The following is a 25421-nucleotide window of genomic DNA, read 5'->3' on the forward strand; positions in this document are numbered from 1 at the left end:
TAAGGAAGTATTCAAAGCAGACTGAAAAGGCATATCTTAACCTGATAAAGAATTTCCTGGCATCCGGAAAACAGCCAAGGGAATATCTTTTGGGCTATACGGGGAAGAGCAGATCTGCCATCCGCTCAGCTTATTTTGCCCTTAAGTTCTTTTATGAGCATGTCTTAAGCCAAAAGTTTGACGAGAAAATACCTCTTGCAAAAAGTGATGGAAAGCTCCCTATAGTATTGAGCAGAGAGGAAATAACCAAAATGTTTGAATCAACATTAAATCTCCGCCATAGGCTTATTCTCATGTTTTTGTATTACACAGGAGTAAGGCTTGATGAGATAGTGAATTTAAGATGGGAAGACATTGATTTTGACAGGGATACAATCCATCTTAAAATAACAAAAGGCAGCAAAGACAGGGTTCTTTTCCTTCATCAGAAGCTAAAGCAGTTTATTGTGATGTTCGGCTTAAAGAAAGAAGGCCTTATTTTTCTCTCAAACATTGGCAGGAAATACAGCAAAAGGACTATTCAGGTTATAGTTAAAAGCGCTGCAATGAAAGCAGGCGTAAATAAAAGGGTAACCCCCCATACATTTAGGCACAGCTTTGCAACGCATCTGCTTGAAGCAGGGGCTGATATAAGGCACATCCAGAAATTATTGGGGCATGCAAGCCTTCAGACAACTCAGATCTACACTCATGTTGCAAACAGGGACATAAAAAGGCTGGCAGATTTATTATAACCTATTTTTGATCTATGTTGAAACGCCAAAATTCTGCCATTTTAAGCCTTATCTCGCCATTTTAGAAACGATAGGTTTTTAAATAAAAGTATGCTTTTATTTAATGAGGACATTCTGAAAATGGATCAAAATTCTGAAGAAAATAACAGCAAAAAACAGGAAAGAATAGTCAACAGAGTGATTGAAGATGAGATGAAGCAGTCTTATCTTGATTATTCCATGTCTGTAATTGTCGGAAGGGCATTGCCTGATGTAAGAGACGGGTTAAAGCCGGTGCACAGAAGGATTCTCTTTGCAATGAACGATATGGGCATGCACCACAACAAGCCTTTTAAAAAATCAGCAAGGATCGTCGGTGAAACTTTGGGAAAATATCATCCGCATGGCGATATAGCAGTCTATGATGCAATGGTCAGAATGGTTCAGGATTTCTCGCTGCGTTATCCTTTGTTACAGGGCCAGGGAAATTTTGGGTGTTTTACAGGAGACGCAAAAGTAAAGTTAACCGATAACAGGGATTTGTCGTTCAAAGAGCTGGTTGAAGAGCACAAACAAAACAAAAAAAATTATACCTACACTATAAACAAAAATGGAGATGCAGAGATAGCAGAAATAAAAAACCCGCGGCTTACAAAGAAAAATCAAAAAATCATAAAAATAATTTTAGACAATGATGAAGAAATAAAATGCACATTAGATCATAAATTTATGTTAAGAGACGGAAGCTATAAAGAGGCGCAGCATCTTAAATCCGGAGATTCTTTAATGTCGTTATATCTGAATTCATATGCCGAATTGGGTATAAAAATTGTCAAACTAAACCATAAAGTCAAGGATGTTGTTATCTTAAATAAACAAGAAGATGTTTATGACCTTACAATTGAAGAAACGCACAACTTTGCTTTAGCTGCAGGCATTTTTGTGCACAATTCTATTGACGGTGATGCAGCTGCCGCAATGCGTTATAGTGAAGCAAGATTAAACAAGATTGCAGAAGAGCTGCTGCAGGACATTGAAAAGGAAACTGTGAAGTTTGCTGATAATTTTGACGGCAGCCTTAAAGAGCCAACTGTATTGCCTTCTAAAATTCCAAATCTGCTCATCAACGGATCTTCAGGAATTGCAGTTGGCATGGCAACAAATATTCCTCCGCATAACATCTCAGAGGTTTCAGACGGCATTATTGCTGCAATTGACGATCCTGATATTGCAAATGAGAAGCTGATGCACTTCATACGCGGACCTGATTTTCCAACCGGAGCCTCAATTCTCGGTTTAGGCGGGATAAAACAGGCTTATGAAACCGGAAAAGGCAGCGTGATTGTAAGGGCAAAGACTGCTATTGAAGAAAAGAAGGAAAGAAAAAACATAATTGTAAATGAAATACCTTACCAGGTGAACAAATCAATCATGATAGAGCAGATTGCAGGCCTTATACGGGATAAGAGCCTTAGCGGAGTTTCTGATTTAAGGGATGAAAGCGACAGGGAAGGAATGCGCGTTGTCATAGAGCTGAAAAAAGACGCAAATCCCGAAGTTGTCCTTAACCAGCTTTACAAGCACACATCAATGCAGACAACATTTGGCATAATAATGCTCGCCTTGGTCAACAATGAGCCCAAGGTCTTAAGCCTTAAGGGAATGGTGCAGCATTTCATAAAGCACCGCCAGGATGTTGTCAGGAAGAGAACAGAATTTGACCTCAATGAAGCTGAAAAGAAAGCGCATATTTTGGAAGGGTTAATCATAGCATTAAATGATATAGACAATGTTATACAAAAAATAAAGAAATCAAGGGATGCAGCAGAAGCAAAGATCATGCTTATTGGCGATTATAGGCTTACTGAAGTGCAGTCATTGGCAATACTGGACATGAGGCTGCAAAGGTTAGCGTCATTAGAGCAGGAGAAAATAAAAAATGACCACAAGGAATTGTTAAAGCTCATAGAAGCTCTTAAGGCAATGCTTGCAGATGAAGCAAAAATTTTAGGTGTAATAAAAAATGAATTAATTGAAATTAAAAACAATTACGGCGATGGCAGAAGAACGCAGATTGAGGAATCAGTTGCAGATGAGATATGCACAGAAGACCTTGTAAAGCCTGAAGAAATGGCTGTTACAATAACGCACGAAGGCTATATAAAAAGGCTGTCTGTTGGCGCATACAAGCTGCAAAAAAGAGGCGGGCACGGAGTTATAGGCGCAGGCAGGAAAGAAGAGGACTTTGTTGAAGACCTGTTTATTGCAAACACGCATTCTTATATCTTGTTTTTCACAAACAAGGGAAAAGTGCATTGGCTCAAGGTCTATGAAATCCCGGAAGTATCAAGAATTGCAAAAGGAACTGCTGTTGTTAATTTATTGGACTTAAGTAAAGATGAGAAAGTCAGCGCATTTGTTCCTGTAAGGGAGTTTGATGATCAGCATCATATAGTATTCGCAACAAGAAAAGGCACAGTTAAGAAAACAAATCTTGCAGAATATTCAAGGCCGAGAGCCGGCGGAATAATTGCCATTACATTGGAAGAAGGCGACGAGCTTATAGCAACAAGCCTCACAGACGGAAAGCAGCAGGTAATCCTTGCTACAAAAAACGGGCTTGCAGTCCGATTTAAGGAAGAGGATGTAAGGGCAACCGGAAGATCAGCGCAAGGCGTCAGGGGAGCAAGATTAAGGCAGGATGATGAGATTGTCGGAATGGTAATCGGCGACGATTCCAAAACTTTATTGACTGTTACAGAAAACGGCTATGGAAAGAGAACGCAGATTTCAGAATACAGGCTGGTCAGCCGCGGCGGTGTCGGTGTCAGAAACATACTCTGCAGCGAAAGAAACAGCTGCGTTGTTGCTGTCAAGCCAGTAACTGATAATGACGAGCTGATATTCATCAGCAAGAATGGCATTGTGATAAGGACAAAGGCAGAAGGAATTCCTGCCATCGGAAGGGCAACGCAGGGAGCAAGGATCATGAAGCTTGAAGAAGGCGACAAGCTGGTTGCAGCTGCAAGGATTGTGAAGGAAGAGAATGGAAACTCTGAAAATAAGCAAAATATTTAAACTCAAAAATAAAAACATGTTGAACTTGTGTTTTCAAGGTGATAAAAAATGAGATGCATACTTCATGGAAAGGAAACTGTCGGGCTGTGCGGATGGTGCGGAGCAGCGATCTGCAATCAATGCATTGGCAAAAGCAAGGGAAAGAAGATCTACTGCAGGAAATGCTCTGAGAAGCTGCCTGATACAGATTAAGATTTAGCGATTTTCCAAAGGATTTCAAAATATGTTTCAAATGATTTTGTTATTTTCTCGCTGTCTATTTTGATCGCAACAAAATCCTCTTCTAGTGGAAGAAACAGGATTGATTTATGACCATAAATCAAAACAGAAGTAGGAATTTCATAATCATCTGGCAGGAATCTTGCTTCTGTTAATTGTTTGTATTTTTCTATTTCGCTTCTCCTTTTTTTCTTTGCAACTATGTGTCTTTTTATCTTTTGTTTTATTCTTCTTTTCTGCCAGTGAATAAAATAATATTTGAGCAGTTTTGCTCCGAGAGCCTCATAACCAATCATTTTATAGTCTCTTCCTTCTTTTAGTATGTCCTCCAGTAATGTCTTAAAACCTTCTTTGCCGCCAAAAACTTCAATTGAATAGGGCTCTTTTTTAGGCGCTTCTATTTTCTTCAATTGTTCTATTATGAGCTTTATTGTTTCTTTTTGATCAAGCAGTATTCTTTCTTTTTCTTCTAAATATTTATTTAAGGATTCTGGAGAAGTGGCCTGAAAATATTTTCTATTCTCTTTTATAAGATAAGAAACAAGGCCTTTTTCAATAAGACTATTCAATATGTCGTAAATTATCGTCCTATAAATTCCGCTTTTTTCAGCTATTTTTGAAGCCAAGGATGATCCCAATTCAAGGCAGGCGATATAAACTTTGACTTCGTTTTCTGTCAAGCCTATTTCTTTAAGCCTATCTTTTATGTTTAAAGACTCCATGAATTTAACATAAATAGAAACTTATTTTTAAATTTATCTATTTGTCGTAATTTAAAATTACAGCAAGATTTAAATATTTAGGCGTTTAATAGTTACTATTGAGTGAATAAGATTAACAAATAGATGCAAATAAAATGGGAGTCAAAATGAAATCCGATCTGGAATATGAAATTAAAACAGAAAAATTCTTTAAATTCCTTCATTCAAAAGAAGCTAAACGAAAATTTATAGAAAAAGTTTATGGAAAAGGATGGATTAGTCAAAAGAAAAAAGATGTGCTTGAAGAAAAAGCATCACAAAGTATGACTTTTGATAATTATATAAAACTCGCTGGTGGCTTTTATATGAATAGCAATGAATATATGATGATACGTGCCGAATCAATGGGAGATTATAAAAAGGCTATTAAATTTGCAGAGGACGCTTCATTTGAAACATGGTCACAAAATTATCAATTAATGGTCCGGTTCCTAGAAGAATAGAACAAAAAATGAGTATTTATAAAAACTAGGTTAGCATTTATTTTTAATTAACCGTAACAATTATTTCCTCTTTTTGTTTGTTTTCTTCGCTTTTAGTTTCTGCTTTCATATCATCCTTTATCTCTTCTTTTATCGCTTTTTCCTCAATTCTGCTGTACTCTTCAACCTGGTACTTGACCTCGCTCCTTATTTTTTCAATATCTTCAAGCATATTGAGGATCTTTTTGCTGACGCTTTCTTTTTTGTAATGACCTTCTATCTGGCCGATCATGTTTATTATTGAATTCACATTCTCTGATGTCATCTCGCTTTTCCAGCTGATGCCTTTTATGTTCAATGTAACAACCAATTCCAGCAATTTATTCAGGGAGCTTTCTATGCTCCTCAATATAAGCTCCAGCTTTAATTCATCAACCTTTTTGACAAATTCTTTGTTCTTCCTGTTTGGGCATATGATATTAAAGAGATCGTACAAATTAGTGTCAAATGTTGTTGTCGTCAGCCATAAATCCTTTATTTCCTGCTTTGATGCATTGCCTGAGTTGATCTTATCAATAAGTTTTCCGGCTTCTGCCCTGAACAGATACAGGCCGCTTCTCAATCTGTTTATTTTTTCATCAAATGAAATGTCGTACACTTCATCAAGGATTACTTTCTGCTTTATTGAAACCAGCTTTGAGATCAATAAGCCAAAAATTATCAGGCCAGAAACAGCTTCAATCACTGCAAGAATCCTTGATATGCCGACAGGCATGATGTCGCCATAACCCTGCGAAGCAGATGCCGATGTTATGAAGCTAAAATATTGTGCTGTGATAAAGCCATTAATGGATGGAATCAGTCTTTCTTGTTTGTACAAAATGCCATTATCTTGGGTAAGAGATAATAAAAAGAAAACAATGCCAAAGACAAACATGTATGAGAGCCAATATAAGAAAACCTTCTTGAAAGTAATCTTATCGACAAATCCAACAAAGTTAAAACTTTTTTTTTCCATTTTGTCATGCGAGCAATCCCTATACGTCCTCTATTCAGTATAGAAATTAGTATACTGGTATATACTTCTTATATTTAAATGTTTCGAAAATGAAAATTTCGTTTTTGTTCACTAAACAGCAAACTTTCCTTTTTTAAGAATCCACAGCTTATTGCCTTTTTTATCCAATCCGTAAATATCAAGCTTCTGCCTTGGCGCATCTATTACTATATCTGTATGATACTCTGTTGCCCTGTCAGCCTCAAATCCAGATCCAAGGGCAATATGGATCATGTTGGCTATCTTCTCATTCACAATCAGGTAATTGCACAGCTTTGCATTCGGATTAGTGTTGATTGCAAATTCCCCTATTTTATTGAAGTTATCTTTCTTCAGCTTTATCACATCAAATGGCAGGCTTTTGTTCTTCTCCTGCTCCAGAATCTGCTTCCACGCTTCCTTCTTTTTATTTTCAAATTTTTCAATTATCGCCTTATCGCCTTTTAGTATCTTGTAGCAGTCGCCGTAGCACTGAACAACCAGCGGATTTTTGTCAGAAAGCAGATAGCTTTGGTCAATGCTTATGACAACATCTCCAACAAAAGTTCCCTTTAAATATTCCGGGGTCATAAATGCCTCTCCGCCTGGAATATTGGCCATTGTTCCTGCTTTAATCCCGGTTTCCTTGAAATAATCCTGGTTTACTTTGTTCCTTGTTTCAACATCAGAGCCTCTAACCCTTCTTCTTCCGCCGTCTTTTTTGATCATCCCAACTTCAAACTCTGTCCTGCCGCCTTCAACTTCTTCTCCGCTTACAATTATTTTATCGCTTCTGTCCGCGATTTCACTTATCTTGTCATCTCTTTCTTTCATCTTCAGCCAGTCTATTCTGCAGCTTTCGATAAAAACATCTATCGGCAAAGTTTCTGTAAATCCCACTCTTGCTTTCGGATCTCTGTCTTCAGATTTTGTCTGCGGATAGTAATCAAGCTTATAGATTATCTGGCCAGGCGAACTCCACCTTGATTTCTTATTCAGCGTTGGATAGCCGATAACCTCCCCGAATAAATGTTTCCCGGCATACCCTTTTCCTCTGACAGAGAATGTTGCATCAGGAGTTTCCAGCCTGTTGATCTTCAGCAATTCTGATAATTTTTTGAACTTAACAAAAACAGGCTCGTCAATTTCCTTATCAAGCTCGCATCCAAGAAGCGTTGCCCTGAGCTCTGAAATCCTCTCGCCTTTTTCAAGCATTGACATTTTTGATGTGGTTGTGCCCATTCTTAATTCTGAAGCATAGCCTTTTATTGCAAGCATCATGGCGTAAGCAATTGCATAAGAATCGAGATAATCCTCAAGCGGCAATTCAAGGTCCTTCTCGCGAGGCACAGTTTCAAACCCAATAGAAACATTCTCTCCTTTTTTCAGGTCATAAACCTGGCTCCATATTATCTTTGCAGTTTCAATTAAGTCATCAGGCCTGTAAGCCATAAACCATTCATCATGATAAGGCAGCTTAAAGGTTCCCTTAAATCCCTTTTCCCCTGCTTCAAGAATCAGTTCAGGTGGATTGAAAATCTCAATGAATTTGCCTTTTGTTTTTTTCTCAGTTTCATCAATGAATTCTTTCAGCGCAATGGTTTTTTTATCTCTGATGCCTTTTTTAAAGTCTTTAAAACATTGCCAGACATCTTTCAAAACATCAAGCGATGAAGAATTTTTCTCAAAGGCAACTGCATTCAGCTCACCATTGAGTTCGTGGATTGCCTTTGATAGCGGCGCAATTGAGTGATACGCCTTTTTATTATTCAGGTTAAAATAAATCAAAACACTTTTGTTTTTCAGGTTTTTCAGGATTTTTTTATAATCCTCTGCTGCGGAATTGAATTTCTCAAGATCGTATTTCATTGTTTAAAGTCACTTTTCAACTGTTATTAAATCTTTTGGTATTTTTGTGAGAAGCTCTGCGCTTTTCTCCTTGATCAAAACGCTGTCTTCAATCCTTATCCCGAATTTTCCCTTAAAATAAATGCCTGGCTCAACAGTTATTGTAAAATTCTCCTTTAATTTATTGTCAAAATATTCGTGAATGTTGATGCCAAAGCTGTGGCCCAGGCCATGTATAAAGTTTTTATTGTATTCTTTTAATTTTTTTCTGACATTCTCTTCCGCAATTTTGTAGTTTTTATTCGCTCTCAGCTCTTTAATTGTTTCTCTCTGCAAATTAAGCAGCAAACCATAAATCTCAGCTTCTTTTTCATTTGGCTTTCCGATATAAATTGTCCTGGTTGTGTCAGTGCAGTAATTTTTGTATTTTACGCCGAAGTCAATTATGCAGAATCCCTTTTTCAGCTTTGCGTTGCTCGTTTTGTGGTGCGGCATCGATGAATTCTTTCCAGAGGCAACTATTGTCGGAAATGCCAGGCCGCAGTTATTCTTTTTAGCCTCATTTTCAAGAAAATCAGCAGCATCTTTTTCTGTTTTAAATCTGCTGAAATCCCTGAAGCATTTTTTAAGAATTCCGTCTGATATACGGCATGCCTTTTTTATTATTCCGATCTCTTTTTCAGTCTTTATCTGCCTTAATCCGTTCAATATTTTTGAAATATCCGCAAATTTTATATTTTTAAATGATTTTCTTATCTCCTTATATTCATTTAAAGAAACAACATTCTTGTTTATTCCCATTCTCCTGACATTTTGCCTCTTCAGCAGGCCTTTAATAAAATCAAATAACCTTTCTTTCCTGTCTTTTTTCTCAATCTTAATTATGTTTTTTATTATAGAAGATTTCTTTGCCCTTTCAAGCTCCATTGCCGCAACAACAGACTTTACAAGATTTTTTGCAGCCACCAAAATGCTGAAATCAGTTTCAAACTGGGTGAAATACAGCAGATTAGGGTCCTTTGACCTGTAATTCATGATAATAGCTGCATCAATCTTCTTGCTCTTCAGGATTTTTTGGAACTCCTTCAGCCTCATATTTCCATAAAGAATATATATAACTTAAAAAACTTTCTACATTATGGAAACTTTCATTCTAAAAAATGGCGTAAGGGTTGTTTTCTGCAGAAGAAAAACTGAGTCTTTGGCTATCGAAGTCGGCATTAAAGTCGGCAGCGACAATGAAAATGCAGGCAACAACGGCATATCCCATTTTCTTGAGCACATGCTTTTTGAAGGCACAAAAAAAAGGACAACCCTGCAGATTGCAAATGAAATAGAAAGCCTTGGAGGCGAGCTGAATGCGGCAACAACGAATGAAAGGACATTTGTTTACACAAAGCTGCCAAAAAAGCACTTTGAAGTTGCTCTGGATGTTTTGTCAGACATTATTTTAAGCCCGATATTCGATGAAAAAGCCATTGAAAAGGAAAGAAAGGTGATTCTCAGCGAAATCAATTCGGTGAATGACGAGCCTCGTTTTTACCAGTGGATTTTGTTCCAGAAAGAATTATTTAAGGGAGGCCCGGCAGCTCTTCCGACTTACGGAGCAGTTGATATTGTTAAAAAAATAAAAAGAAAAGACCTTGTTGATTATTACAAGAAGCATTATGTCGGCTCAAACACAGTCATCTCTATTGTAGGCGATCTTGAAAACGTGAAAGAAAAGGCTGAAGAATATTTCGGCTTAATTGAAAAAGGAGTTCCCGGCAGGAAAATAGAAATAAAAAATAAAAATAAAAGCTCCTCAATAACTGAAACAAAGCACATAAGCCATTCTTACGTTGTTTTGGGGTACAAAACAGTTGACAGGAAGAGCAGGGAAAGCTATGTTTTTGACATAATAAGGGCTGTGCTGGGAAGGGGCCAGTCAGGAAAACTGTTTGATGAGATAAGGACAAAAAGAGGCTTGGCTTATGAAGTTGGCGTGCTTAATGACAATGGAATAGACCACGGATTTTTTTCTGTTTATTTCAACTGCGGGAAAGAAAACATAGATAAGATCATAAGCATAGCAGTCGGCGAATTCAAAAAACTTCAAAATCTGGAATTAAAAGAGCTCAACGAGGCAAAAACATTTCTTGAAGGCGAGTTTATTGTGGAAAACGAGGACAGCAGGCATTATGCGGATTTCCTGAACTTTGAGAAATTCGCAGATGCGCCTGAAGATTACATCGGCGAAATAAGGAAAGTTACTTTGGCTGATGTTAAAAATGCGGCAAGAAAATACCTGACAAAAGATTATGTTTTGGCGGTTGTAAAGCAGAAATATAGCAAAGAACACAAATAATTGAGCAATAGAGGGTGTTCTTTGCTTATTAATAGCGGACAACAATTCTCAATATTCTTTGTCCGCTATTATAGTTATTTCCAGTTCTTCCTTATCGGAGCAATTATTGTTTCTAAATACTCTGTAACAGCATTCTTCAGGTCAAGCGGATGTATCTTTCCATCAGCATACGCATCTTCCAGAGTTTTGTAATCATCAAGCTCCAGATTTCCTCCGAACTTTGCCGGCCTTTTTATTTCAAATGTTTCTATTCTTGGGAATATTATCAGCCTTGCAATCTGCAGAATAGGGTTTTCTTTTGCGATCTTTTCAGGGCAGTATGCCTTGCCAATTACCCTTTTTATTTCATCATAGCTGTCTGTAACAGCAATGCCTGAGCCGGGAATTGATTTTGACATCTTCTCTCCGGGGCCTTTCAAAGAAGTTATCAATGGCGTATGAACAGCAACAAAAGGATGCTTCAATATCTGCATCATATCCTTCCCGATCATATGCACCTTTCTCTGCTCCATCCCGCCTTCTGCAACATCTGCATTAAGATATTTTATATCAGCAACCTGCATTAAAGGATATAATAATTGGGAGATTGTGGCATTTTCAATATCCCTTGCAATCTCCTGCATGCTTCTTAACCCTCTGTTGATTGTTGAAGCCTGTGCAAGCCTCATTACATCCAGCTGGTATTCTTTATCAAACTGAAAGCTGCTTCCAAGAACAACATCTGCATCTAACCCAATTGCCTTGATTGTTTTTTTCCAGTTTTCAACTTCTTTTTTAATCTCTTCTTCACCGCCTTTTCTGTTCAAAAATGCATGTATGTCGGCAAGCAAAACTTTGACATCAAATCCTGCCTTGCCGAAGTCAATAAGCTTTGTGATTGTGACAAAATGGCCAAGATGCAAAGGCCCGGAAGGCTCATAGCCGCAATAAATAATGGGCTTTTTCTTTTTTTCCAAAACAAGCCTTAACTCTTCTTCTGTAACTATTTCTTCTGTGTTTCTTTTTATCAGGCTCAATCTTTCATCAGTGTCCATTTTATTTTAAATTATCAGCAATATATAAAAACCTTTCTAAAGCCACTGGACAGCTGCGCTCAAAATATTTATAAACAAAACAATAAAGATTAAACTATGCTCAGTGTCAGCTCACTCTCCAGCTACATGTACTGCCCAAGGAAATTCTATCTCACAGAAGTTCTAAAGCTTGTTGAAGCTCCAAAGGATGTTCTTGTGAAAGGAACAATAAGGCATCAGGTGTATGATAACATCAACAAAAATGAGGAAAGTTTCATAAAAGCAATCAAAAAAGATGCGAATTTCAGCATCTTAGTCAGCAATTATAAAACAGCGTATTCTAAAATCCTCAGAAACGTCATAATAAGCAACAAAGCAATGATAAAACAGGTAAACCTAAGCATGAATTCCATTTTCAGGGAAAGCTGGCCAATGATTCTGGCCGAATCAGAGCAAAGGGCATTAAACATCTTTTCTTTCATAAAGAAGCACAATGTTTTTGGCGAGGAATTGTGGCAGATGCTCACTCCAAAGATAATGTCCGAATTCAGAGTGGAATCAAAAAGACTCATGCTTAAAGGCATAATTGACAAGGTAGAGGACTATGCTGACGAGTTGGTCCCCTATGAGCTTAAAACAGGGAAATGCCCGAATGAAGGCATCTGGCCTGGCCACAAGGTGCAGATTGGCAGCTACATGCTTCTGCTCAGGGAATATTCAAATAAATCAGTCAAAGAGGGATTTATACGATATCTTGACAACAATCAGCTAAGGCAGGTAACAATGAACCCTTTCCTTGAAGAGGATATACTAAAACTAAGGGACGAAGCATTTGAAATTATAAACAGCAGTCTTGCCCCGGATTTCTGCGAAAACAGGAATAAATGCATTAAATGCAGCTTAAGAGAGCAATGTTTCAGCGTAAATACGCTTCAAAAACCAAAAATTTAAATATAACTTAATTAATCGGATAACCTACTTCATAATAATTAATATAGAAAAGGTGGAAAAATGGCTGAAGATGACAAAAAATTCTCAAGACAGTTGATTGGAAAGACAGTTGTTAGCAAAACAGGCAAGCGATTTGGCGAAGTCGGCGATATTGTTTTTGAGACAAGAACAGGCGAATTGATACATCTTGTCCTTACAAACCCGACAAACTACGCATTAAAGCTCGAATTGGAGAAAGACAAGGACAGCCATATTCTGATCCCATTCAGCGCAGTTGCCGCAATAGGCGACTTTATGGTTATTGCTGAAGAAGACATAATTTAATTTATTTGAATTTCCTTCAGAAAGATTTATTAACGAACTAAAATATTATATGATGCATGTATGATGCCAGTTCACTTTTAAATGAAAATTTCTTGGCAGATATTCTACTCGAAGCAATCGTTACAGATCAAATAACTTTTGGATTGGAAGTAATGTGTTGGGCGCACTATGTGCCAACTAAAATAGAAAGTGTAATATATTCCAAAAGCGGTGAAGAGCTTCTTTACGAGATGGGTGATGAAATGCAGGCTGTTGAGTCTTATGTGGCTGGGAAAAAAGATATCTTGGCTGTAAGGAGCGTCTATATAAATATCTCTTCAATGAATCTGCTGCAAAATACAAGAATACTCGCTCATACCGGCGGCATTCCGATAATCAGAAAATCCAAAAAAAGTTTGTGGGTAAACGAGATTTATGTTTTGAATGAGAAAAAAGACATTATAAAGACATTTCTTGATGAATTTTGATAATATCGCAATATGATATTTGACCTCACTTTAGAAACTTATTTAAATTAACCAGATATCCTTTATTCTTATGGGGGCAGAAGAAGCTAATGCAATCTGGATCGAGAAGTATCGCCCTAGGAATTTCTCTGACATGAAAGGGCAGAAAGAGATTGTTAAAAAGATCAGGGCATTTGTTGAGCAAAAAAACATGCCTCATTTATTATTCTCAGGCCCGGCAGGAGTTGGAAAGACAACATTAGCATTGATAATTGCAAGGCAGCTTTTTGGTGACGGATGGCAGAATGATTTTCTCGAGTTAAATGCAAGTGATGAGAGGGGAATTGACATTGTCAGGAACAAAGTCAAGGATTTTGCAAGGACAAAAGCCATTGGAAACGTTCCCTGGAAGATAATTTATTTGGACGAATGTGATGCCTTGACAAAAGAGGCGCAGCAGGCATTGAGAAGAACTATGGAGAATTTTACAAGAACAACCAGATTTGTTCTCTCATGCAATTATAGCAGCAAAATTATTGATCCGATCCAGTCAAGATGCGCAATTTTCAGGTTCAAGCCATTGGAGAAGCACGATGTTGTTGAGATCATAGACATAGTTGCAAAATCTGAAAACTTAAAAATAGACCAGAAGGCAAAAGAAGCATTGTTTGAGATAAGCGAGGGAGACTGCAGGCGGGTTGAAAATATCCTGCAAAGCTGCGCAGCCATTGAAAAAAACATAACAGAAGAGCTTGTCTATTCAATGGCATCTGTTGCAAAGCCAAAAGAGCTTAAAGCTGCGCTGGAGCTCGCATTGCAAAATAAGTTTATAGATGCGAGAAATGCTTTGCTGAAAATAATGCTTGATTACGGCTTAAGCGGCCTTGACATGATAAAGCAGATCCAAAAGGAGATATGGGTTCTGGAGATAGATGACAAAAGCAAAGTCCATCTGATCGACAAATGCGGGGAAATAGAGTTCAGGATGACAGAAGGCGCTGATGAATTCGTGCAGTTAGAGGCTTTATTAAGCCATTTCGTTCTTGTTGGAAACAAAGAATAAAATTAAAAAAGAATTAAAATAAAAAAATTTACTGTTTCTTCAGCCTGAGCTGCTGGTGTATTAGCTCCCTGTAGTCATAATCAAAGTCAAGCCTTAATTCTTTTGTGTAAAGATCATCTTTTGCAACAGCATTCTTTGTCCTGCATTGTATTGTTGCCTTTCCGTCAGAATCAAGCCTTGCCTCATTCAATTTTCCACCTGACTTGCAGTCCCATATGCTCGGCTCTGAAACGCTGAAAGTCAGTTCATCATACCTTGTGCTGAATCCTGTGCCTGGCTTTGTGACTTCTCCGCTGCCTTTATTCTCAATAACAATCTCCGCCATGAATTTGCCGGTGCCAATGCTTTTCTCTTCAGCTGATATTGCCTGTATCGGGGCACCTGAAGAATATGCTGCTTTTGTTTCTTCTATATTGCATATTTCTTTGCTATTCGGATCACCCTTAAAGCAAACCTTGGGAACAGAAACCCTTGTCTTATACCTGTAAGAAACCCTCGCATAAATATCCAGGTCCTTCGTACCTCCGCTAAGATTAATTAAATATTTTGCATCTACAGTTCCAGGAGTTAAATCCAAGGTTATTTGCCCTCCATCTTTGTTTGTATCTGAAACCTCGTCTATTGATTCATTATTTGTTACGCTCCCTCCTGCAACTATTCCTGAGAATTCAGCCAAGCTTATGCCTGTTAAGTTGGCAGAAAGCACGCCTGCTTCAACCTTCTGCTCTCCTTTATTTTTAATTGTTATCTCTATCGGGAATGCTTCACCTTCAAAAATTTCATATATCTTTGTCTGCTCGTTGTAAACGCCAAAAGGCTCAAAAGTTGCAGCTATCCCCTTTGTTCCGCCAATGTATGGGGACTGCTGAACATCTGATTTTTTGTTACTGCTCTCGCAGGCAACCAATAAAACAGCTATCAGCAACATCGAAAAAAACATCATTATTTTTTTATTCATTTTTACCCTCCTTCAGATAATTCAATCAAATATTACTTTATATTTATAATCTTTATTGTTTTTTGTATTGTGGAAGTATATCCGTAAACCAGATTCATCTGCAGCGTTGTTGTATAGGCCGGGCCTGACGTTATTGGCTTGTTGAAAGTGCACGTTATTACGCCGTTGTTGTCTACAAGCCTTATTGGATCATCATAAGTTCCTCTTGGCGTGCATTCTGCCTGTCCTGCTCCTGGAAGCTGCACTCCAAGCGAGCCTCCATCCAGCAGCACCTTGTTTACATCACTAAAGTCAAGATTAGAAGGGCATTTATTGTTGTTAAAGGCATCAGTGGTGAAAACACGGCCTCCGCCGGAATTTCTTATGTAAATCTTGAAAATAACCTTGTCTCTTGTGACATCTTCATCTACTCTTGTTACCGCAACCGGAGCTCCCTGGCCGCCGCCTAACGAAACATCATGTATGCTGCATACCTGCGGCTCGTCCGATGTTCTATACGGCTCTGGGTCTATGCAGATAGAAGCCTCTGCTATTGTCTTATAAGTATAGCATGATGAAATAACTATTGTCGGCGAATAGGAATCGCCTTCAAAAGGAACCTTTACAGTTGCCTTGAATGTTTTTGTTGCATAGCCGCCAACCGGGTTATTCTCAGTTATTCCCTGCAGCGTAGAAGGCAAAAGATTGCCGCCATCCCATCCTTGATCCTGAAATGCATTCACATCATAGCCGCTGATGTAAAGATAGCCCTGGAATGAGTCTGTTTCGGGGTAAGCTCCATTGTTTTTGACTTCAACTACAAAATCAACCTTGTCGCCGTCAAACATCCTGTCCGGCGGTGCATTCTTCATGAAGTTCATAACCACGCCCTGTGTTCCTGTGTGAAATTTAATCTCCTTTGGCCTGTTAGCGCTTTCCTTACTATAACTTGAGCAGCCAGCTATAAGAACGGCTAATAAAATTATCGCAAATAAGATTTTAATCTCTTTTTTCATCTTTAAGCGGATAACGTCGTTTGTTTTATATATAAAACTTTCGAAATGCATATGCAAAATTTATACTCTTAATTTCCTTACAATCTTTACCTCTTTCGAAATAGTTTCTGTATATCCATACTCTAAGTCAATTTCCAATCCTGTCAAAAAGCTAGCCGTATCTGTCGATATTGCTTTCTCTTCTTTTAATGTGCATATTATGAAATCTTCGCTTTCTCTCAGCGTCAATGTAGGCTGTGTTGCGTCTTTTTCCACCGGCGCGCATTCAAAATCGCCATTTTTTAAAGAATACGAAGACAATTTTACATCATCAATAATTATTCTATTAAGAGCATCTTTCGCCAGAACAGCGCCGCAGGCATCATTGGTCTTATCAGGCAAAACAACTTCCCCTCTTCCCTGGTTTCTTACATAAATCTTGTAAGACGGCCTTATCTTATTCTCGCCTTCAGGCAGCATTGTTTCCTCTATTCTTGTTATTGAAACCGGCGCTCCCTGGCCTGATGAAGAATAATAATCAGAAACCCTGCAAGATCGTGTTCTTTCCTTTAAATTGTAAATATCTGTGTCAATGCAGGCATCTGCCTTAAGTTTTGTTTTATACTTGTAGCAGGCAGTGGCATATATCTGAGTTTTATGAGACTCGCTTTGCTCTTCAGGTATTTTTGCGCTTAATGTGTAAACCTCTCTTTTTTGCTCGCCATAACGGTTGTTTACAGTTCTGCCATAAAGGCCAAGGCTGCTGCTTATTTCGCCCTGTTCAAGTTTCACATAATCCTGCTCCAAAGACATTACAAGAACTCCATCTTTTACATCCGCAGCGCCTTTATTTTCAAGATTAACTATGATTTGAAATGGCGATCCGTCATAAACTTCTCTCGGCGGGGCATTCGTAAGAAAGCTAAATCTCAGCCCTTCAACTCCCTTATAAACATCCTCAAACTTGTAATTATTGTCTGTCTGAGAAGTGCAGGCAGCTATGAAAATTGACAATGCCAGAATGATTATATATTTTTTCATTGTGAAATGGATTTTTCAATATCAACAGTTATGTCTTTTTTTACAGTATAGCTGTAAGTTACATCTGCTCTGATGTATTTTGTTGAAATCGGTGTTGTTCCTAAAAGTTTGTTCCTGTCTGTTATTTTTGCAAAGCACCTTATTGAGCGGAAAGTTTCTATCGTGGCATCTTTTGAAAAGAGGGACTCTTTTTGAAGCGGTTTTGCAAGTGCATATTTATTATAACCGCCTTCATTTTTATCTAGTTTCAAATATGGGCAGTCCTTGCCTGCAGGATCTATTATCTCAAGCCCTTCAGGTATCTCCACTGTAATGCCCTTCACATCATTGATTACGCCGCCCCACTGATTTTCTATTGTAACAGCTACTAAAATTTTTTCTTTTTCTATCTCGCTAGTTTCAGAAGGGATAGCAACTGGCGGATCTCTTGATCCGATTCCAAGCATTATCGGTCCATTTGTGTATATTGCATCGGGATTTTCTTCTATTCCATAATGCCTGAAAACATCAATCCCGGATTTTTGGAAATCCTCATATTTGTCTTTGTCTATGAAGTAAGTTTTCAAATAGCCCATTGTTGTGAAATCAAAGCTTGCAGAAAGCTCTATTTTCATCGAGCCGGCTGTTGCATCAGAAACCCAACAATCAATAGATTCTTCCACAGCAGCATACATATCAACCTTTTCTGGCGACACCTTTACAGCCTTATTCTTATCATTCTTGCAGATAACAGTTATAGTTGTCGGTTTACCATTCTTCTTTTTTTCAAGGCTTTTTCCATGCAGCCTTGCATAAACACTCACAGTCTCGCCTTCATAAAACTTCGGGCTTGCAGACTTCAGTTGGTCAATATAAACTCCAAGAGGAGTATTCTGGTTCTGCTCAACAGTTCCTTGGTAATAACCGCCGGAAGCATATATCGCATATTGGTTCCAGCTTTTGGCTATATTGGCAGGTATAACTGCTATAGCACTCGCAAAATCCTTGAATGAATTAGAAACAAGGCGCCAGAAATCAGTTAATGCTCCCAATGCAGAAGGCTGCATTGCAGCTTCCACGCCAGGAATTGCATGAAAATTTGGTATGTTAGACATTGTTCCGGCTTCTATCGCAGAATACGCTGTCATTAGGAAGATAAAAAGCCAAATGATTATTGTAATATTTCTGAGCCATTTGAAAAATTTGTTGTTTGGCGGGGCAATAAACACAAAATAAACATAATATACGGGAAAGAACAAAAGCACTATATCTATTACTGCCTTATCAACTCCAAAATTTGAAAGGTATGGCAGATAAACAGGTATAAATGTTGCCAGGAAGCCAAGCATTACAGATTGGAATAATGCTTCCCATGTTCTCTTTTCAAAAATAAAATAAAGGATTGTTAAAACAAGAGCAACAACTAAGACGACATAAATTGTATTTCCAAGCGCGCCCAGTGGCAGGAACATTCTTTGTATGTCCGGCATATACCTGTAAATCAAAGAATAAAACACTATGGTTAAAAACAGCCCTGCAATCCTTCCAAAATGAAACTTCAGCCTGCCAACGCCATATTCAGGCCCTTCAACATCAAAAAATTTCGGGGCAATGAGCGGCCATTCCTTTTCTTTAAAGTAGAATAAAAAGAGCACAACAGAAGCTCCAATCAAATAGATTAATACCCTCAGATTAAAAATATCCCCGTATGCGGCAAAGCCGGTAGAAGCATCAATAATATGAAATGTCATCAAGGCGAGAAAGATGATTTTTAAAAGCGTTGTATCGCCTCTTTTCTCATCTATATAATTTCGGACACTTTGCCCTTTTTCCACCACATAATTTCGAACATCTTGCGCTCTAACTGCAGCTTCTCGCATTCCGCTTTGAACCCGCTGCACAGGCGACATCATTCGCTCAGCAGCCATCTGCTGCTCTTTAGCTGCCAATTGCGCCAGAGGCCTATTTTCAGCACCACCTTGCGCCATGCGTTTTTTTATGTCAGCTATACGCCCCCTTATTTCTTCTTTGCTCATTCCGGCATATGTTGACCCTTCAGGTAAAGGCATTTTTAATCCTCTTTTGAGAATAATTTTATCGTCTTTTTCATTTTTCTTATTCAGCAAATAACCATAAAAATCCAAAATTCAATCCAGTGTCACTCTCAATTCAGCAATATTCAAAGTTGTTATCGGAGTTATCTTGATGTAATTGCTCTGCTTCAGCCAGTATGACGGCAGCACTTTTGAATAGCTTATTTCAGTCTGGTCAATGTTCGTAACATGCCCATTAACATTTATTGTCCCTCTCTTATTTTCAGTATCATCTACGAACTCCAGTTTAACAGTTACTGTCCTGTCGCCATTTTTCGCATCATTGAGCTGCGTTGAATTCAACTCAAAATAATATGTTACATCCCTTGTTTTCTTAAGCTCGGTTTCCACCTTTATATTGTCTATAAGATAGCTTCCTTTTTTCGTTTCAAATGTAATGTAGTTTTCTCCGGCTTCAAGTATAGTTGGCGTAACTGCTATTTTGTTGACGTGATAGCACTCTGGCACAGATGATGAGAGAGACCTGTCATTGATGTTTATCTCTAAAGCTCCGACCTCTTTTTCCTTGCAGTTTGGTGTAAACTTAAGAGCTGCTTTTTCTATGTTCAAATACTCGCTGTCCGGTATTATAAATGTATTTTGGCTCTTCTGCCTGCTTATGTCAGTTATATCCGCAAGCACTTTTATATTCTCTATGCTGTACTCGTTTGTCCTCCAGAATGCCATTCCGACACCGCTGACTTCAAAACTCAGAATATTGTTATTTTTCAGCAGGTCTTTTTTCAAATCAATCGGCTCAATATTGTATGTAGTTATTGCATATTCGTATATTGTGGCGCCATTCAATTTTATTATGAGTATGCCTGAGTGTTTTGGAACTGCAAAGGAAAGTATCGCATTATTCGTGTTTGGCAAATCGCCTATTGCAAAGCTGAAGTTATATGTTTTCCTGTCAAACCATGCGTTTTTTATGTAAAATGGATTCGCCCTCACAAGCTCCTGCGACTTTGTCAGCTCGAATAAATTGATGTTTGGAATATTATGCGGCTCTGGCTCTTCTGCAGGATCCAGCCTCCCGGGGATCTTAACCAGCAAAGTGATATTTGCGCTTGCATTTGCGCTGCCAGCTCCTCCGCTTCCCCCTCCGTTGTCATTTTCACCAAGGAGATTGCTCCTCTCCTCAGGCGGCAGAAACAATATATAGAGAATTAACAAAATGGCTATTACAGATATCAATGTAGCTGCTTGCCCGGCTGATTCCTGTGCTCTTTTTTTAAACATTGCAGTTCATTTAAACAAATAAATAAATTTATATATAAACTTTATTGTTTTTAAGCTATGAAGCTGATTTATTCCAATATTAGGAAAGGGGAAGCAAAAGTAAGGGTAGAGAGCTTAGATGACCTATGGTATTTAAGCAACCTGATTGACAGCGGAGATTTAGTTAAAGGAAGGACTCTCAGGAAGATCAAAATCGGCGAAGAAGGAGCAAGAAAGCAGGCAGTTATCAAAAAACCAGTTTTTATTGCAATAAAGGCTGAAAAAGTTGAATTCAGCAAAACTTCAGATATTTTAAGGGTTCTCGGAGTGATTGTCGAAGGCCCGGAAGACATCACAAGAGGAGAGCATCATTCTTTTAATGTCGAGATCGGCTCGATTATAGAAATTGTAAAAGAAAAATGGCTGCGATACCAGCTGGATAAACTAAAGGAAGCATGCGAAGAAGAAACATCGCGGATTTTAATATGCATCCTAGACCGGGATTCTGCGCTGTTTGCATTGTCAAAAAAGCAGGGCTATGACTTATTGAGCAGGATAAAGGGGGAGGTTGAAAAAAAGGCAGTAAAAGAAAGAGTAAAAACAGAATTCTACCTTGATGTCATAAAAACAATGCAAGAATACATTAAACGCTACAAAATCGACAATGTGATTCTCGCAAGCCCGTCATTCTGGAAAGAAGACCTTATGAAGCAGTTAAAAGACGATGAATTGAAGAAAAAGATTGTTCTTGCATCATGCTCTTCTGAAGGCGAAGAGGCGATCAACGAAGTGCTGAAAAGGAAAGAAGTGCAGACAGTTTTAAAAAAAGACAGGATTGCAAAGGAGATGAACCTTGTTGAGGAATTAATGGTGAATATTGCAAAAAATGCTCTTGCAGCCTACGGCATAAATGAAGTAGAGAATGCAGCAAATATGGGCGCAATTAAAGTATTGATTGTTGCTGATTCTTTGATCAGGAAATCAAGGGAAGAGAAGACTTATGACAGATTGGATGCGATAATGAGGAATGTTGACAGCGCAAAGGGGGAGGTGCACATCATAAGCTCAGATCATGACGGCGGCAAGAAGCTGAATGGACTGGGCGGGATCGGTGCAATATTGAGGTATAAGCTGAATTATTGAAAAACAAATCTCTTTTTTATTTTAATTCAAATCTCCTATTTAATTCTGCCAACAACTCCCTGCTTACCGCTTCTTTTGTCATTCTGTTTTCTTCGTAAGTAGTCTTTTTCCTGGCTTTGCCCCTGTATTTTAGAAACTCTTTAACTAAGTCTTCTTTGCTTAGTTCTGCCACTTTATCTCTTACTGCTTCCCTTATAAATTCTGTTCTGGAATTGAAGTTATGTTCAGATATGGTTTCATCTATCTTTTTCAGCACATCCTCTTGAAATTTCACAGTTACGGCTTCCATTGTATGCCTAAGTAATACATTGTAATATTTAAAGATTTCTGTTTTTTCCAACTTTTTTTACTTTTTCGAATGATTTAAATACATAGTTTCAATATTCTTTTTTATGAGTATTCCGCTTGGCATAATCTTCGGTATCATTGCAATGATCGGCTGGGGAGCTGCTGATTTTTTTGCTGCAAAAGCTGTCAGAAAAACAGGCGTGCTTAAAACTTTTCTTTGGAGCCAGATAATCGGCGTAATTTTGTTTTTTATAATATTCTCCTTATTTTTTAAATTGCCATTGCTTTCATTCAGCGCAATAGGCATAATCTTAACTGCAGGTTTTCTCGGGGTCATCTCATGGCTGGCTTTTTATAAAGGAATGCAGACAGGTAAAGTTTCAATTGTCAGCCCGATTGCTGCTTGTTGGGCAGTTGTTACAGTAATTTTAAGTTTGATTTTTCTTAATGAAAATTTAACCGCGCTTAAAGCCATAGGTGTAAGCTTGGCTATTTTAGGCGCTATTCTGGCATCTTTCAGGCTGCGCGATCTGTTGAAATTAAGGCTGAAAAATATTGCAGCAGGCATGGAATACGCAATAATTGCGCTGCTGGGATGGGGCGTATATTTTGTTCTTATTGGCTTCTTGGCAGATAAATTGAGCTGGTTCCTGCCGATATTTCTTATAAAAACAGCTACTGTTTTTTATTTATTGATATATTCCGGCGCAGCAAAGAAAAATATATCCTTCCCGAAAAATGCTGCATTATTTGTGCTATTAATTGGCATTCTCGAATTTATTGCCTTCTTGTCCTACGGAATTGGCATCAGTTATGAATATACTGCTGTAGTGGCCCCGATCGGCGCAGCCTTCCCAATGGTTACTGTGATCCTGGCCAGAATATTTTTTAAAGAAACATTGGAATTAAATCAAAAAATAGGCATTGTTTCTGTCTTGATCGGTTTAGTTTTGTTATCTATATAAAAATCACAATTCATTAACTTCCTGCGTCAGCTTCTTGAGCATTTCCTTTGCATCTCCGAAAAGCATCAGCGTATTCGGATATTCAAACAATAAATTTTTTATTCCTGCAAATCCCGCTCCAAGGCTTCTCTTGATCACAATCACGGTCTTTGCTTCATGCACATTCAGGATAGGCATTCCGTAAATAGGGCTTCCTTTATTCTGGGTTGCTGCAGGATTCACAACATCATTTGCTCCTATAACAATTGCAGCATCTGCCTGCTTGAATTCATTGTTTATCTCATCCATCTCTTTCAATTTTTCATACGGCACATCAGCTTCTGCCAGCAAGACATTCATATGCCCGGGCATCCTTCCTGCAACAGGGTGTATTGCAAATACAACATTTACGCCTTTTTTCTCCAATGCTAAAGCTAATTCCTGAACTGCATGCTGCGCCTGCGCAACAGCCATTCCATAGCCCGGTACCATAATGACTGATTTTGCTGATTCCAGTATAAGCGCTGCTTCTTCTGGCGAGCATTCCTTGATATTCTGATATTCTCCTTCCTTGCTTTCTTTCTGCTGCGCCTGGCCAAAGCCACCAAACAAAACATTCAGCAGCGATCTGTTCATTGCCTTGCACATTATATTTGAAAGAATAATTCCTGAAGCTCCAACCAATGATCCTGTTATTATCAGCAGGCTGTTTCCCAAAACAAATCCGGTTGCTGTGGCAGCAAGACCTGAATATGCATTAAGGAGTGAAATCACAACAGGCATGTCCGCTCCTCCAATTGGGGTTACAATCAGAACACCTAAGATAGATGAAATTATTGTAACAGCAAGTAGCATCATGTGGGCTGCGCCAATATCCGAGCGGATAATAACCGCCCATACTAAAGATGCTAAAACAACAATAAAAAGCGCGCCATTCAATAAGTTATTTCCTTTGAAAACAATCGGCCTGCCTGCAATCAGCCCTTTCAATTTTGCAAATGCCACCATGCTGCCTGTGAATGTAACAGATCCTATCAGTATGCTGAGCATCACTGTAATTATATCTGACAAAGACAAAACTGAACTGCTTTTTGCCCAAACATAGGAAATCGCAACTAAAACAGATGCGCCGCCTCCAAAGCCGTTCAGAATAGCAACAAGCTCAGGCATGCCTGTCATCTTGACTTTTTTTGAAAAGAGCATTCCAATAATGCTGCCGACAATTATGCCTGCGATAATATAAGGCCATCCAATTGAAGCAGGAATTCCAGCGCTGGCATCTCCGCTTTTCATATTAATCAAAGTCGCAGCAACAGCAACAAACATGCCGACTGCTGCCAGCAGATTTCCTTTTCTTGCGCTTTTGACATGAGTCATCAGTTTCATTCCAAGAATAAAAAGAACTGCTGCCAGCAAATATGAAAACTCAACAATGTAATTCATTATTTTCCACCTTTCTTTTCAAACATCTTCAGCATTCGGTCTGTAACCATAAAGCCGCCGACAACATTTATTGTGGCTAAAATCAGGGCAAACATGCCAAGGATAGCAGCCAGTGTCGGGCTTGCATAAGGAAGCGAGAGCAATGCGCCGACTATTGTAATGCCTGAAATTGCATTCGATCCCGACATCAGAGGAGTATGCAGTATAGGCGGAATTTTGTTGATGATTTCAAATCCTACAAAAATTGCCAGTACAAATACAATAAACAAATAAAAATCAATCATGATGACCTCCGATAAGCTCCTGCGCAGTTTTATTTACGATCTCTCCCTGATGGATTATTAAACTTGAGCTTACAATTTCATCTGTCAGATCAATATGAATTTTGCTTTCGTTTATTATTGTGAGCAATAGGTTAAGAATGTTTTTTGCGTACATCTGCGTTGAATGAACAGGAACAGTTGCCGGGATATTTTTCACTCCAATGATCTTGACGCCGTGCTTAACAGCAATTTCCCCTGGCTCTGTCAGAGCGCAGTTTCCTCCCTGGACAGCAGCCATGTCAACAATAACTGATCCAGATCGCATTGATTTAACCATCTCTTCTGTCACAAGAATTGGGGCTTTTTTTCCTGGAACCAATGCAGTGCATATCACAGCATCTGCATTTGCAACCCTCTTGCTTACTTCTTCAGCCTGCCTCTTCAGGAATTCCGGAGATGCAGCTTTGGCATATCCACCTTTGTCTTCTGCATCTTTATCGAATGGAACTTCAATGAATTTTGCCCCTAAGCTTTCAACCTGCTCTTTGACAGAAGGCCTTACATCAGAAGCTTCCACTAAAGCGCCAAGCCGCTTTGCAGTTGCTATTGCCTGCAACCCTGCAACACCTGCACCGAGAACAACAACCTTTGCCGGATGCAATGTGCCTGCAGCAGTCATCATCAAAGGAAATATTTTTCCTAATTCGTTTGCAGCCATAATTACTGCCTTATAGCCTGCGATATTTGACTGGGATGTCAGTGCATCCATTTTTTGCGCCCTTGAAATTCGCGGAATCAGGTTCATTGAGAAACACGTTATTTTTTTATCTGCCATTGTTTTTATTATTTCCAA

25 protein-coding genes are annotated in these 25421 nt (G+C 38.5%); 11 read left to right on the forward strand and 14 right to left on the reverse strand.

The genetic code is table 11. The annotated features are described in order from the left end of the window. From HYU07_03695 to HYU07_03705, 3 genes are all read left to right on the forward strand, one after another. The coding region (locus HYU07_03695) for a tyrosine-type recombinase/integrase (GenBank protein ID MBI2129319.1) at window positions 1-734 on the forward strand (734 nt) is incomplete at its 5' end. Between the two features lie 120 nt (window positions 735-854). Then, entirely contained in the window at window positions 855-3791 is a 2937-nt protein-coding gene (gyrA, locus tag HYU07_03700) for a DNA gyrase subunit A (protein ID MBI2129320.1), read from the forward strand. Window positions 3792-3839: 48 nt separating this feature from the next. Next, a complete protein-coding gene (locus HYU07_03705; GenBank protein ID MBI2129321.1) occupies window positions 3840-3983 on the forward strand; it encodes a hypothetical protein in 144 nt (47 codons plus the stop codon). Here the strand turns inward: HYU07_03705 and HYU07_03710 are convergent. Continuing rightward, entirely contained in the window at window positions 3980-4732 is a 753-nt protein-coding gene (locus HYU07_03710) for a hypothetical protein (GenBank protein MBI2129322.1), read from the reverse strand. The genes HYU07_03705 and HYU07_03710 overlap by 4 nt on opposite strands. A gap of 146 nt (window positions 4733-4878) precedes the next feature. On the opposite strand from HYU07_03710, the gene HYU07_03715 reads away from it, so the two are divergent. Then, window positions 4879-5214 (forward strand): hypothetical protein, encoded by a 336-nt coding sequence (locus HYU07_03715; GenBank protein MBI2129323.1) that lies wholly within the window; start codon window positions 4879-4881, stop codon window positions 5212-5214. 43 nt (window positions 5215-5257) lie between these two features. Here HYU07_03715 and HYU07_03720 read toward each other — a convergent pair whose 3' ends face one another. The 3 genes from HYU07_03720 to HYU07_03730 all read right to left on the reverse strand — a co-directional run bounded on the left by HYU07_03720 (window position 5258) and on the right by HYU07_03730 (window position 9172). Continuing rightward, complete coding sequence (locus tag HYU07_03720; GenBank protein MBI2129324.1) at window positions 5258-6211, reverse strand: two pore domain potassium channel family protein; 954 nt, start codon at window positions 6209-6211, stop codon at window positions 5258-5260. Window positions 6212-6322: 111 nt separating this feature from the next. After that, window positions 6323-8098: a hypothetical protein gene (locus tag HYU07_03725; protein ID MBI2129325.1), complete on the reverse strand. Its 1776-nt coding sequence runs from the start codon at window positions 8096-8098 to the stop codon at window positions 6323-6325. Window positions 8099-8107: 9 nt separating this feature from the next. Continuing rightward, the gene (locus HYU07_03730; GenBank protein MBI2129326.1) at window positions 8108-9172 is read right to left on the reverse strand and encodes an aminopeptidase P family protein; all 1065 of its coding nucleotides are present in this window, start codon (window positions 9170-9172) and stop codon (window positions 8108-8110) included. Between the two features lie 43 nt (window positions 9173-9215). Here HYU07_03730 and HYU07_03735 point away from each other — a divergent pair, with 43 nt between their 5' ends. Next, complete coding sequence (locus HYU07_03735; GenBank protein ID MBI2129327.1) at window positions 9216-10424, forward strand: insulinase family protein; 1209 nt, start codon at window positions 9216-9218, stop codon at window positions 10422-10424. Between the two features lie 74 nt (window positions 10425-10498). Here HYU07_03735 and HYU07_03740 read toward each other — a convergent pair whose 3' ends face one another. Further along, complete coding sequence (locus HYU07_03740) at window positions 10499-11458, reverse strand: tyrosine--tRNA ligase (GenBank protein ID MBI2129328.1); 960 nt, start codon at window positions 11456-11458, stop codon at window positions 10499-10501. A 96-nt stretch (window positions 11459-11554) separates the two neighbouring features. On the opposite strand from HYU07_03740, the gene cas4 reads away from it, so the two are divergent. From cas4 to HYU07_03760, 4 genes are all read left to right on the forward strand, one after another. Beyond that, window positions 11555-12388, forward strand: a complete 834-nt coding sequence (cas4, locus tag HYU07_03745) for a CRISPR-associated protein Cas4 (GenBank protein MBI2129329.1) — start codon at window positions 11555-11557, stop codon at window positions 12386-12388. A gap of 60 nt (window positions 12389-12448) precedes the next feature. Further along, window positions 12449-12712: a PRC-barrel domain-containing protein gene (locus tag HYU07_03750; GenBank protein ID MBI2129330.1), complete on the forward strand. Its 264-nt coding sequence runs from the start codon at window positions 12449-12451 to the stop codon at window positions 12710-12712. Between the two features lie 56 nt (window positions 12713-12768). Next, on the forward strand, window positions 12769-13179 hold the full coding sequence (locus HYU07_03755; GenBank protein MBI2129331.1) for a hypothetical protein: 411 nt from the start codon (window positions 12769-12771) through the stop codon (window positions 13177-13179). Between the two features lie 70 nt (window positions 13180-13249). Next, window positions 13250-14221, forward strand: a complete 972-nt coding sequence (locus tag HYU07_03760) for a replication factor C small subunit (protein ID MBI2129332.1) — start codon at window positions 13250-13252, stop codon at window positions 14219-14221. A 28-nt stretch (window positions 14222-14249) separates the two neighbouring features. On the opposite strand, the gene HYU07_03765 is transcribed toward HYU07_03760, so the two are convergent. From HYU07_03765 to HYU07_03785, 5 genes are all read right to left on the reverse strand, one after another. Further along, window positions 14250-15179 carry a hypothetical protein gene (locus HYU07_03765; GenBank protein ID MBI2129333.1) on the reverse strand — a complete coding sequence of 310 codons (930 nt, stop codon included), beginning with the start codon at window positions 15177-15179 and terminating at the stop codon, window positions 14250-14252. A 32-nt stretch (window positions 15180-15211) separates the two neighbouring features. Then, window positions 15212-16174: a hypothetical protein gene (locus HYU07_03770; protein MBI2129334.1), complete on the reverse strand. Its 963-nt coding sequence runs from the start codon at window positions 16172-16174 to the stop codon at window positions 15212-15214. A gap of 60 nt (window positions 16175-16234) precedes the next feature. After that, window positions 16235-17194, reverse strand: a complete 960-nt coding sequence (locus tag HYU07_03775; protein ID MBI2129335.1) for a hypothetical protein — start codon at window positions 17192-17194, stop codon at window positions 16235-16237. Further along, window positions 17191-19242 carry a hypothetical protein gene (locus HYU07_03780; protein ID MBI2129336.1) on the reverse strand — a complete coding sequence of 684 codons (2052 nt, stop codon included), beginning with the start codon at window positions 19240-19242 and terminating at the stop codon, window positions 17191-17193. The genes HYU07_03775 and HYU07_03780 overlap by 4 nt, the downstream gene beginning before the upstream one ends. A 78-nt stretch (window positions 19243-19320) precedes the next feature. Further along, on the reverse strand, window positions 19321-20508 hold the full coding sequence (locus HYU07_03785; protein MBI2129337.1) for a hypothetical protein: 1188 nt from the start codon (window positions 20506-20508) through the stop codon (window positions 19321-19323). Between the two features lie 57 nt (window positions 20509-20565). On the opposite strand from HYU07_03785, the gene HYU07_03790 reads away from it, so the two are divergent. Then, the gene (locus HYU07_03790) at window positions 20566-21630 is read left to right on the forward strand and encodes an mRNA surveillance protein pelota (GenBank protein ID MBI2129338.1); all 1065 of its coding nucleotides are present in this window, start codon (window positions 20566-20568) and stop codon (window positions 21628-21630) included. 16 nt (window positions 21631-21646) lie between these two features. Here HYU07_03790 and HYU07_03795 read toward each other — a convergent pair whose 3' ends face one another. Next, entirely contained in the window at window positions 21647-21970 is a 324-nt protein-coding gene (locus tag HYU07_03795; protein ID MBI2129339.1) for a ribbon-helix-helix protein, CopG family, read from the reverse strand. A 52-nt stretch (window positions 21971-22022) separates the two neighbouring features. Between HYU07_03795 and HYU07_03800 the strand changes: the two genes are divergently transcribed. Continuing rightward, window positions 22023-22883 carry a DMT family transporter gene (locus tag HYU07_03800; protein ID MBI2129340.1) on the forward strand — a complete coding sequence of 287 codons (861 nt, stop codon included), beginning with the start codon at window positions 22023-22025 and terminating at the stop codon, window positions 22881-22883. 3 nt (window positions 22884-22886) lie between these two features. On the opposite strand, the gene HYU07_03805 is transcribed toward HYU07_03800, so the two are convergent. The 3 genes from HYU07_03805 to HYU07_03815 all read right to left on the reverse strand — a co-directional run. Then, window positions 22887-24305, reverse strand: a complete 1419-nt coding sequence (locus HYU07_03805; protein ID MBI2129341.1) for an NAD(P)(+) transhydrogenase (Re/Si-specific) subunit beta — start codon at window positions 24303-24305, stop codon at window positions 22887-22889. After that, window positions 24305-24589 (reverse strand): NAD(P) transhydrogenase subunit alpha, encoded by a 285-nt coding sequence (locus HYU07_03810; GenBank protein MBI2129342.1) that lies wholly within the window; start codon window positions 24587-24589, stop codon window positions 24305-24307. The genes HYU07_03805 and HYU07_03810 overlap by 1 nt, the downstream gene beginning before the upstream one ends. Further along, window positions 24582-25421: NAD(P) transhydrogenase subunit alpha (locus HYU07_03815; GenBank protein MBI2129343.1), on the reverse strand; the 840-nt coding region annotated here is incomplete at its 5' end. The genes HYU07_03810 and HYU07_03815, both read right to left, overlap by 8 nt.

The sequence above is a fragment of the Candidatus Woesearchaeota archaeon genome (assembly GCA_016180285.1).
Classification (GTDB): Archaea; Nanobdellota; Nanobdellia; order Woesearchaeales; family JACPBO01; genus JACPBO01.

What these genes read in the sequence shown, in the direction of transcription:
- gyrA (MBI2129320.1), top strand. Translation starts at nt 855, where the DNA reads ATGGATCAAAATTCTGAAGAAAATAACAGCAAAAAACAGGAAAGAATA.
- HYU07_03705 (MBI2129321.1), top strand. Translation starts at nt 3,840, where the DNA reads ATGAGATGCATACTTCATGGAAAGGAAACTGTCGGGCTGTGCGGATGG.
- HYU07_03710 (MBI2129322.1), bottom strand. Translation starts at nt 4,732, where the DNA reads ATGGAGTCTTTAAACATAAAAGATAGGCTTAAAGAAATAGGCTTGACA.
- HYU07_03715 (MBI2129323.1), top strand. Translation starts at nt 4,879, where the DNA reads ATGAAATCCGATCTGGAATATGAAATTAAAACAGAAAAATTCTTTAAA.
- HYU07_03720 (MBI2129324.1), bottom strand. Translation starts at nt 6,211, where the DNA reads ATGGAAAAAAAAAGTTTTAACTTTGTTGGATTTGTCGATAAGATTACT.
- HYU07_03725 (MBI2129325.1), bottom strand. Translation starts at nt 8,098, where the DNA reads ATGAAATACGATCTTGAGAAATTCAATTCCGCAGCAGAGGATTATAAA.
- HYU07_03730 (MBI2129326.1), bottom strand. Translation starts at nt 9,172, where the DNA reads ATGAGGCTGAAGGAGTTCCAAAAAATCCTGAAGAGCAAGAAGATTGAT.
- HYU07_03735 (MBI2129327.1), top strand. Translation starts at nt 9,216, where the DNA reads ATGGAAACTTTCATTCTAAAAAATGGCGTAAGGGTTGTTTTCTGCAGA.
- HYU07_03740 (MBI2129328.1), bottom strand. Translation starts at nt 11,458, where the DNA reads ATGGACACTGATGAAAGATTGAGCCTGATAAAAAGAAACACAGAAGAA.
- cas4 (MBI2129329.1), top strand. Translation starts at nt 11,555, where the DNA reads ATGCTCAGTGTCAGCTCACTCTCCAGCTACATGTACTGCCCAAGGAAA.
- HYU07_03750 (MBI2129330.1), top strand. Translation starts at nt 12,449, where the DNA reads ATGGCTGAAGATGACAAAAAATTCTCAAGACAGTTGATTGGAAAGACA.
- HYU07_03755 (MBI2129331.1), top strand. Translation starts at nt 12,769, where the DNA reads ATGTATGATGCCAGTTCACTTTTAAATGAAAATTTCTTGGCAGATATT.
- HYU07_03760 (MBI2129332.1), top strand. Translation starts at nt 13,250, where the DNA reads ATGGGGGCAGAAGAAGCTAATGCAATCTGGATCGAGAAGTATCGCCCT.
- HYU07_03765 (MBI2129333.1), bottom strand. Translation starts at nt 15,179, where the DNA reads ATGAATAAAAAAATAATGATGTTTTTTTCGATGTTGCTGATAGCTGTT.
- HYU07_03770 (MBI2129334.1), bottom strand. Translation starts at nt 16,174, where the DNA reads ATGAAAAAAGAGATTAAAATCTTATTTGCGATAATTTTATTAGCCGTT.
- HYU07_03775 (MBI2129335.1), bottom strand. Translation starts at nt 17,194, where the DNA reads ATGAAAAAATATATAATCATTCTGGCATTGTCAATTTTCATAGCTGCC.
- HYU07_03780 (MBI2129336.1), bottom strand. Translation starts at nt 19,242, where the DNA reads ATGCCTTTACCTGAAGGGTCAACATATGCCGGAATGAGCAAAGAAGAA.
- HYU07_03785 (MBI2129337.1), bottom strand. Translation starts at nt 20,508, where the DNA reads ATGTTTAAAAAAAGAGCACAGGAATCAGCCGGGCAAGCAGCTACATTG.
- HYU07_03790 (MBI2129338.1), top strand. Translation starts at nt 20,566, where the DNA reads ATGAAGCTGATTTATTCCAATATTAGGAAAGGGGAAGCAAAAGTAAGG.
- HYU07_03800 (MBI2129340.1), top strand. Translation starts at nt 22,023, where the DNA reads ATGAGTATTCCGCTTGGCATAATCTTCGGTATCATTGCAATGATCGGC.
- HYU07_03805 (MBI2129341.1), bottom strand. Translation starts at nt 24,305, where the DNA reads ATGAATTACATTGTTGAGTTTTCATATTTGCTGGCAGCAGTTCTTTTT.
- HYU07_03810 (MBI2129342.1), bottom strand. Translation starts at nt 24,589, where the DNA reads ATGATTGATTTTTATTTGTTTATTGTATTTGTACTGGCAATTTTTGTA.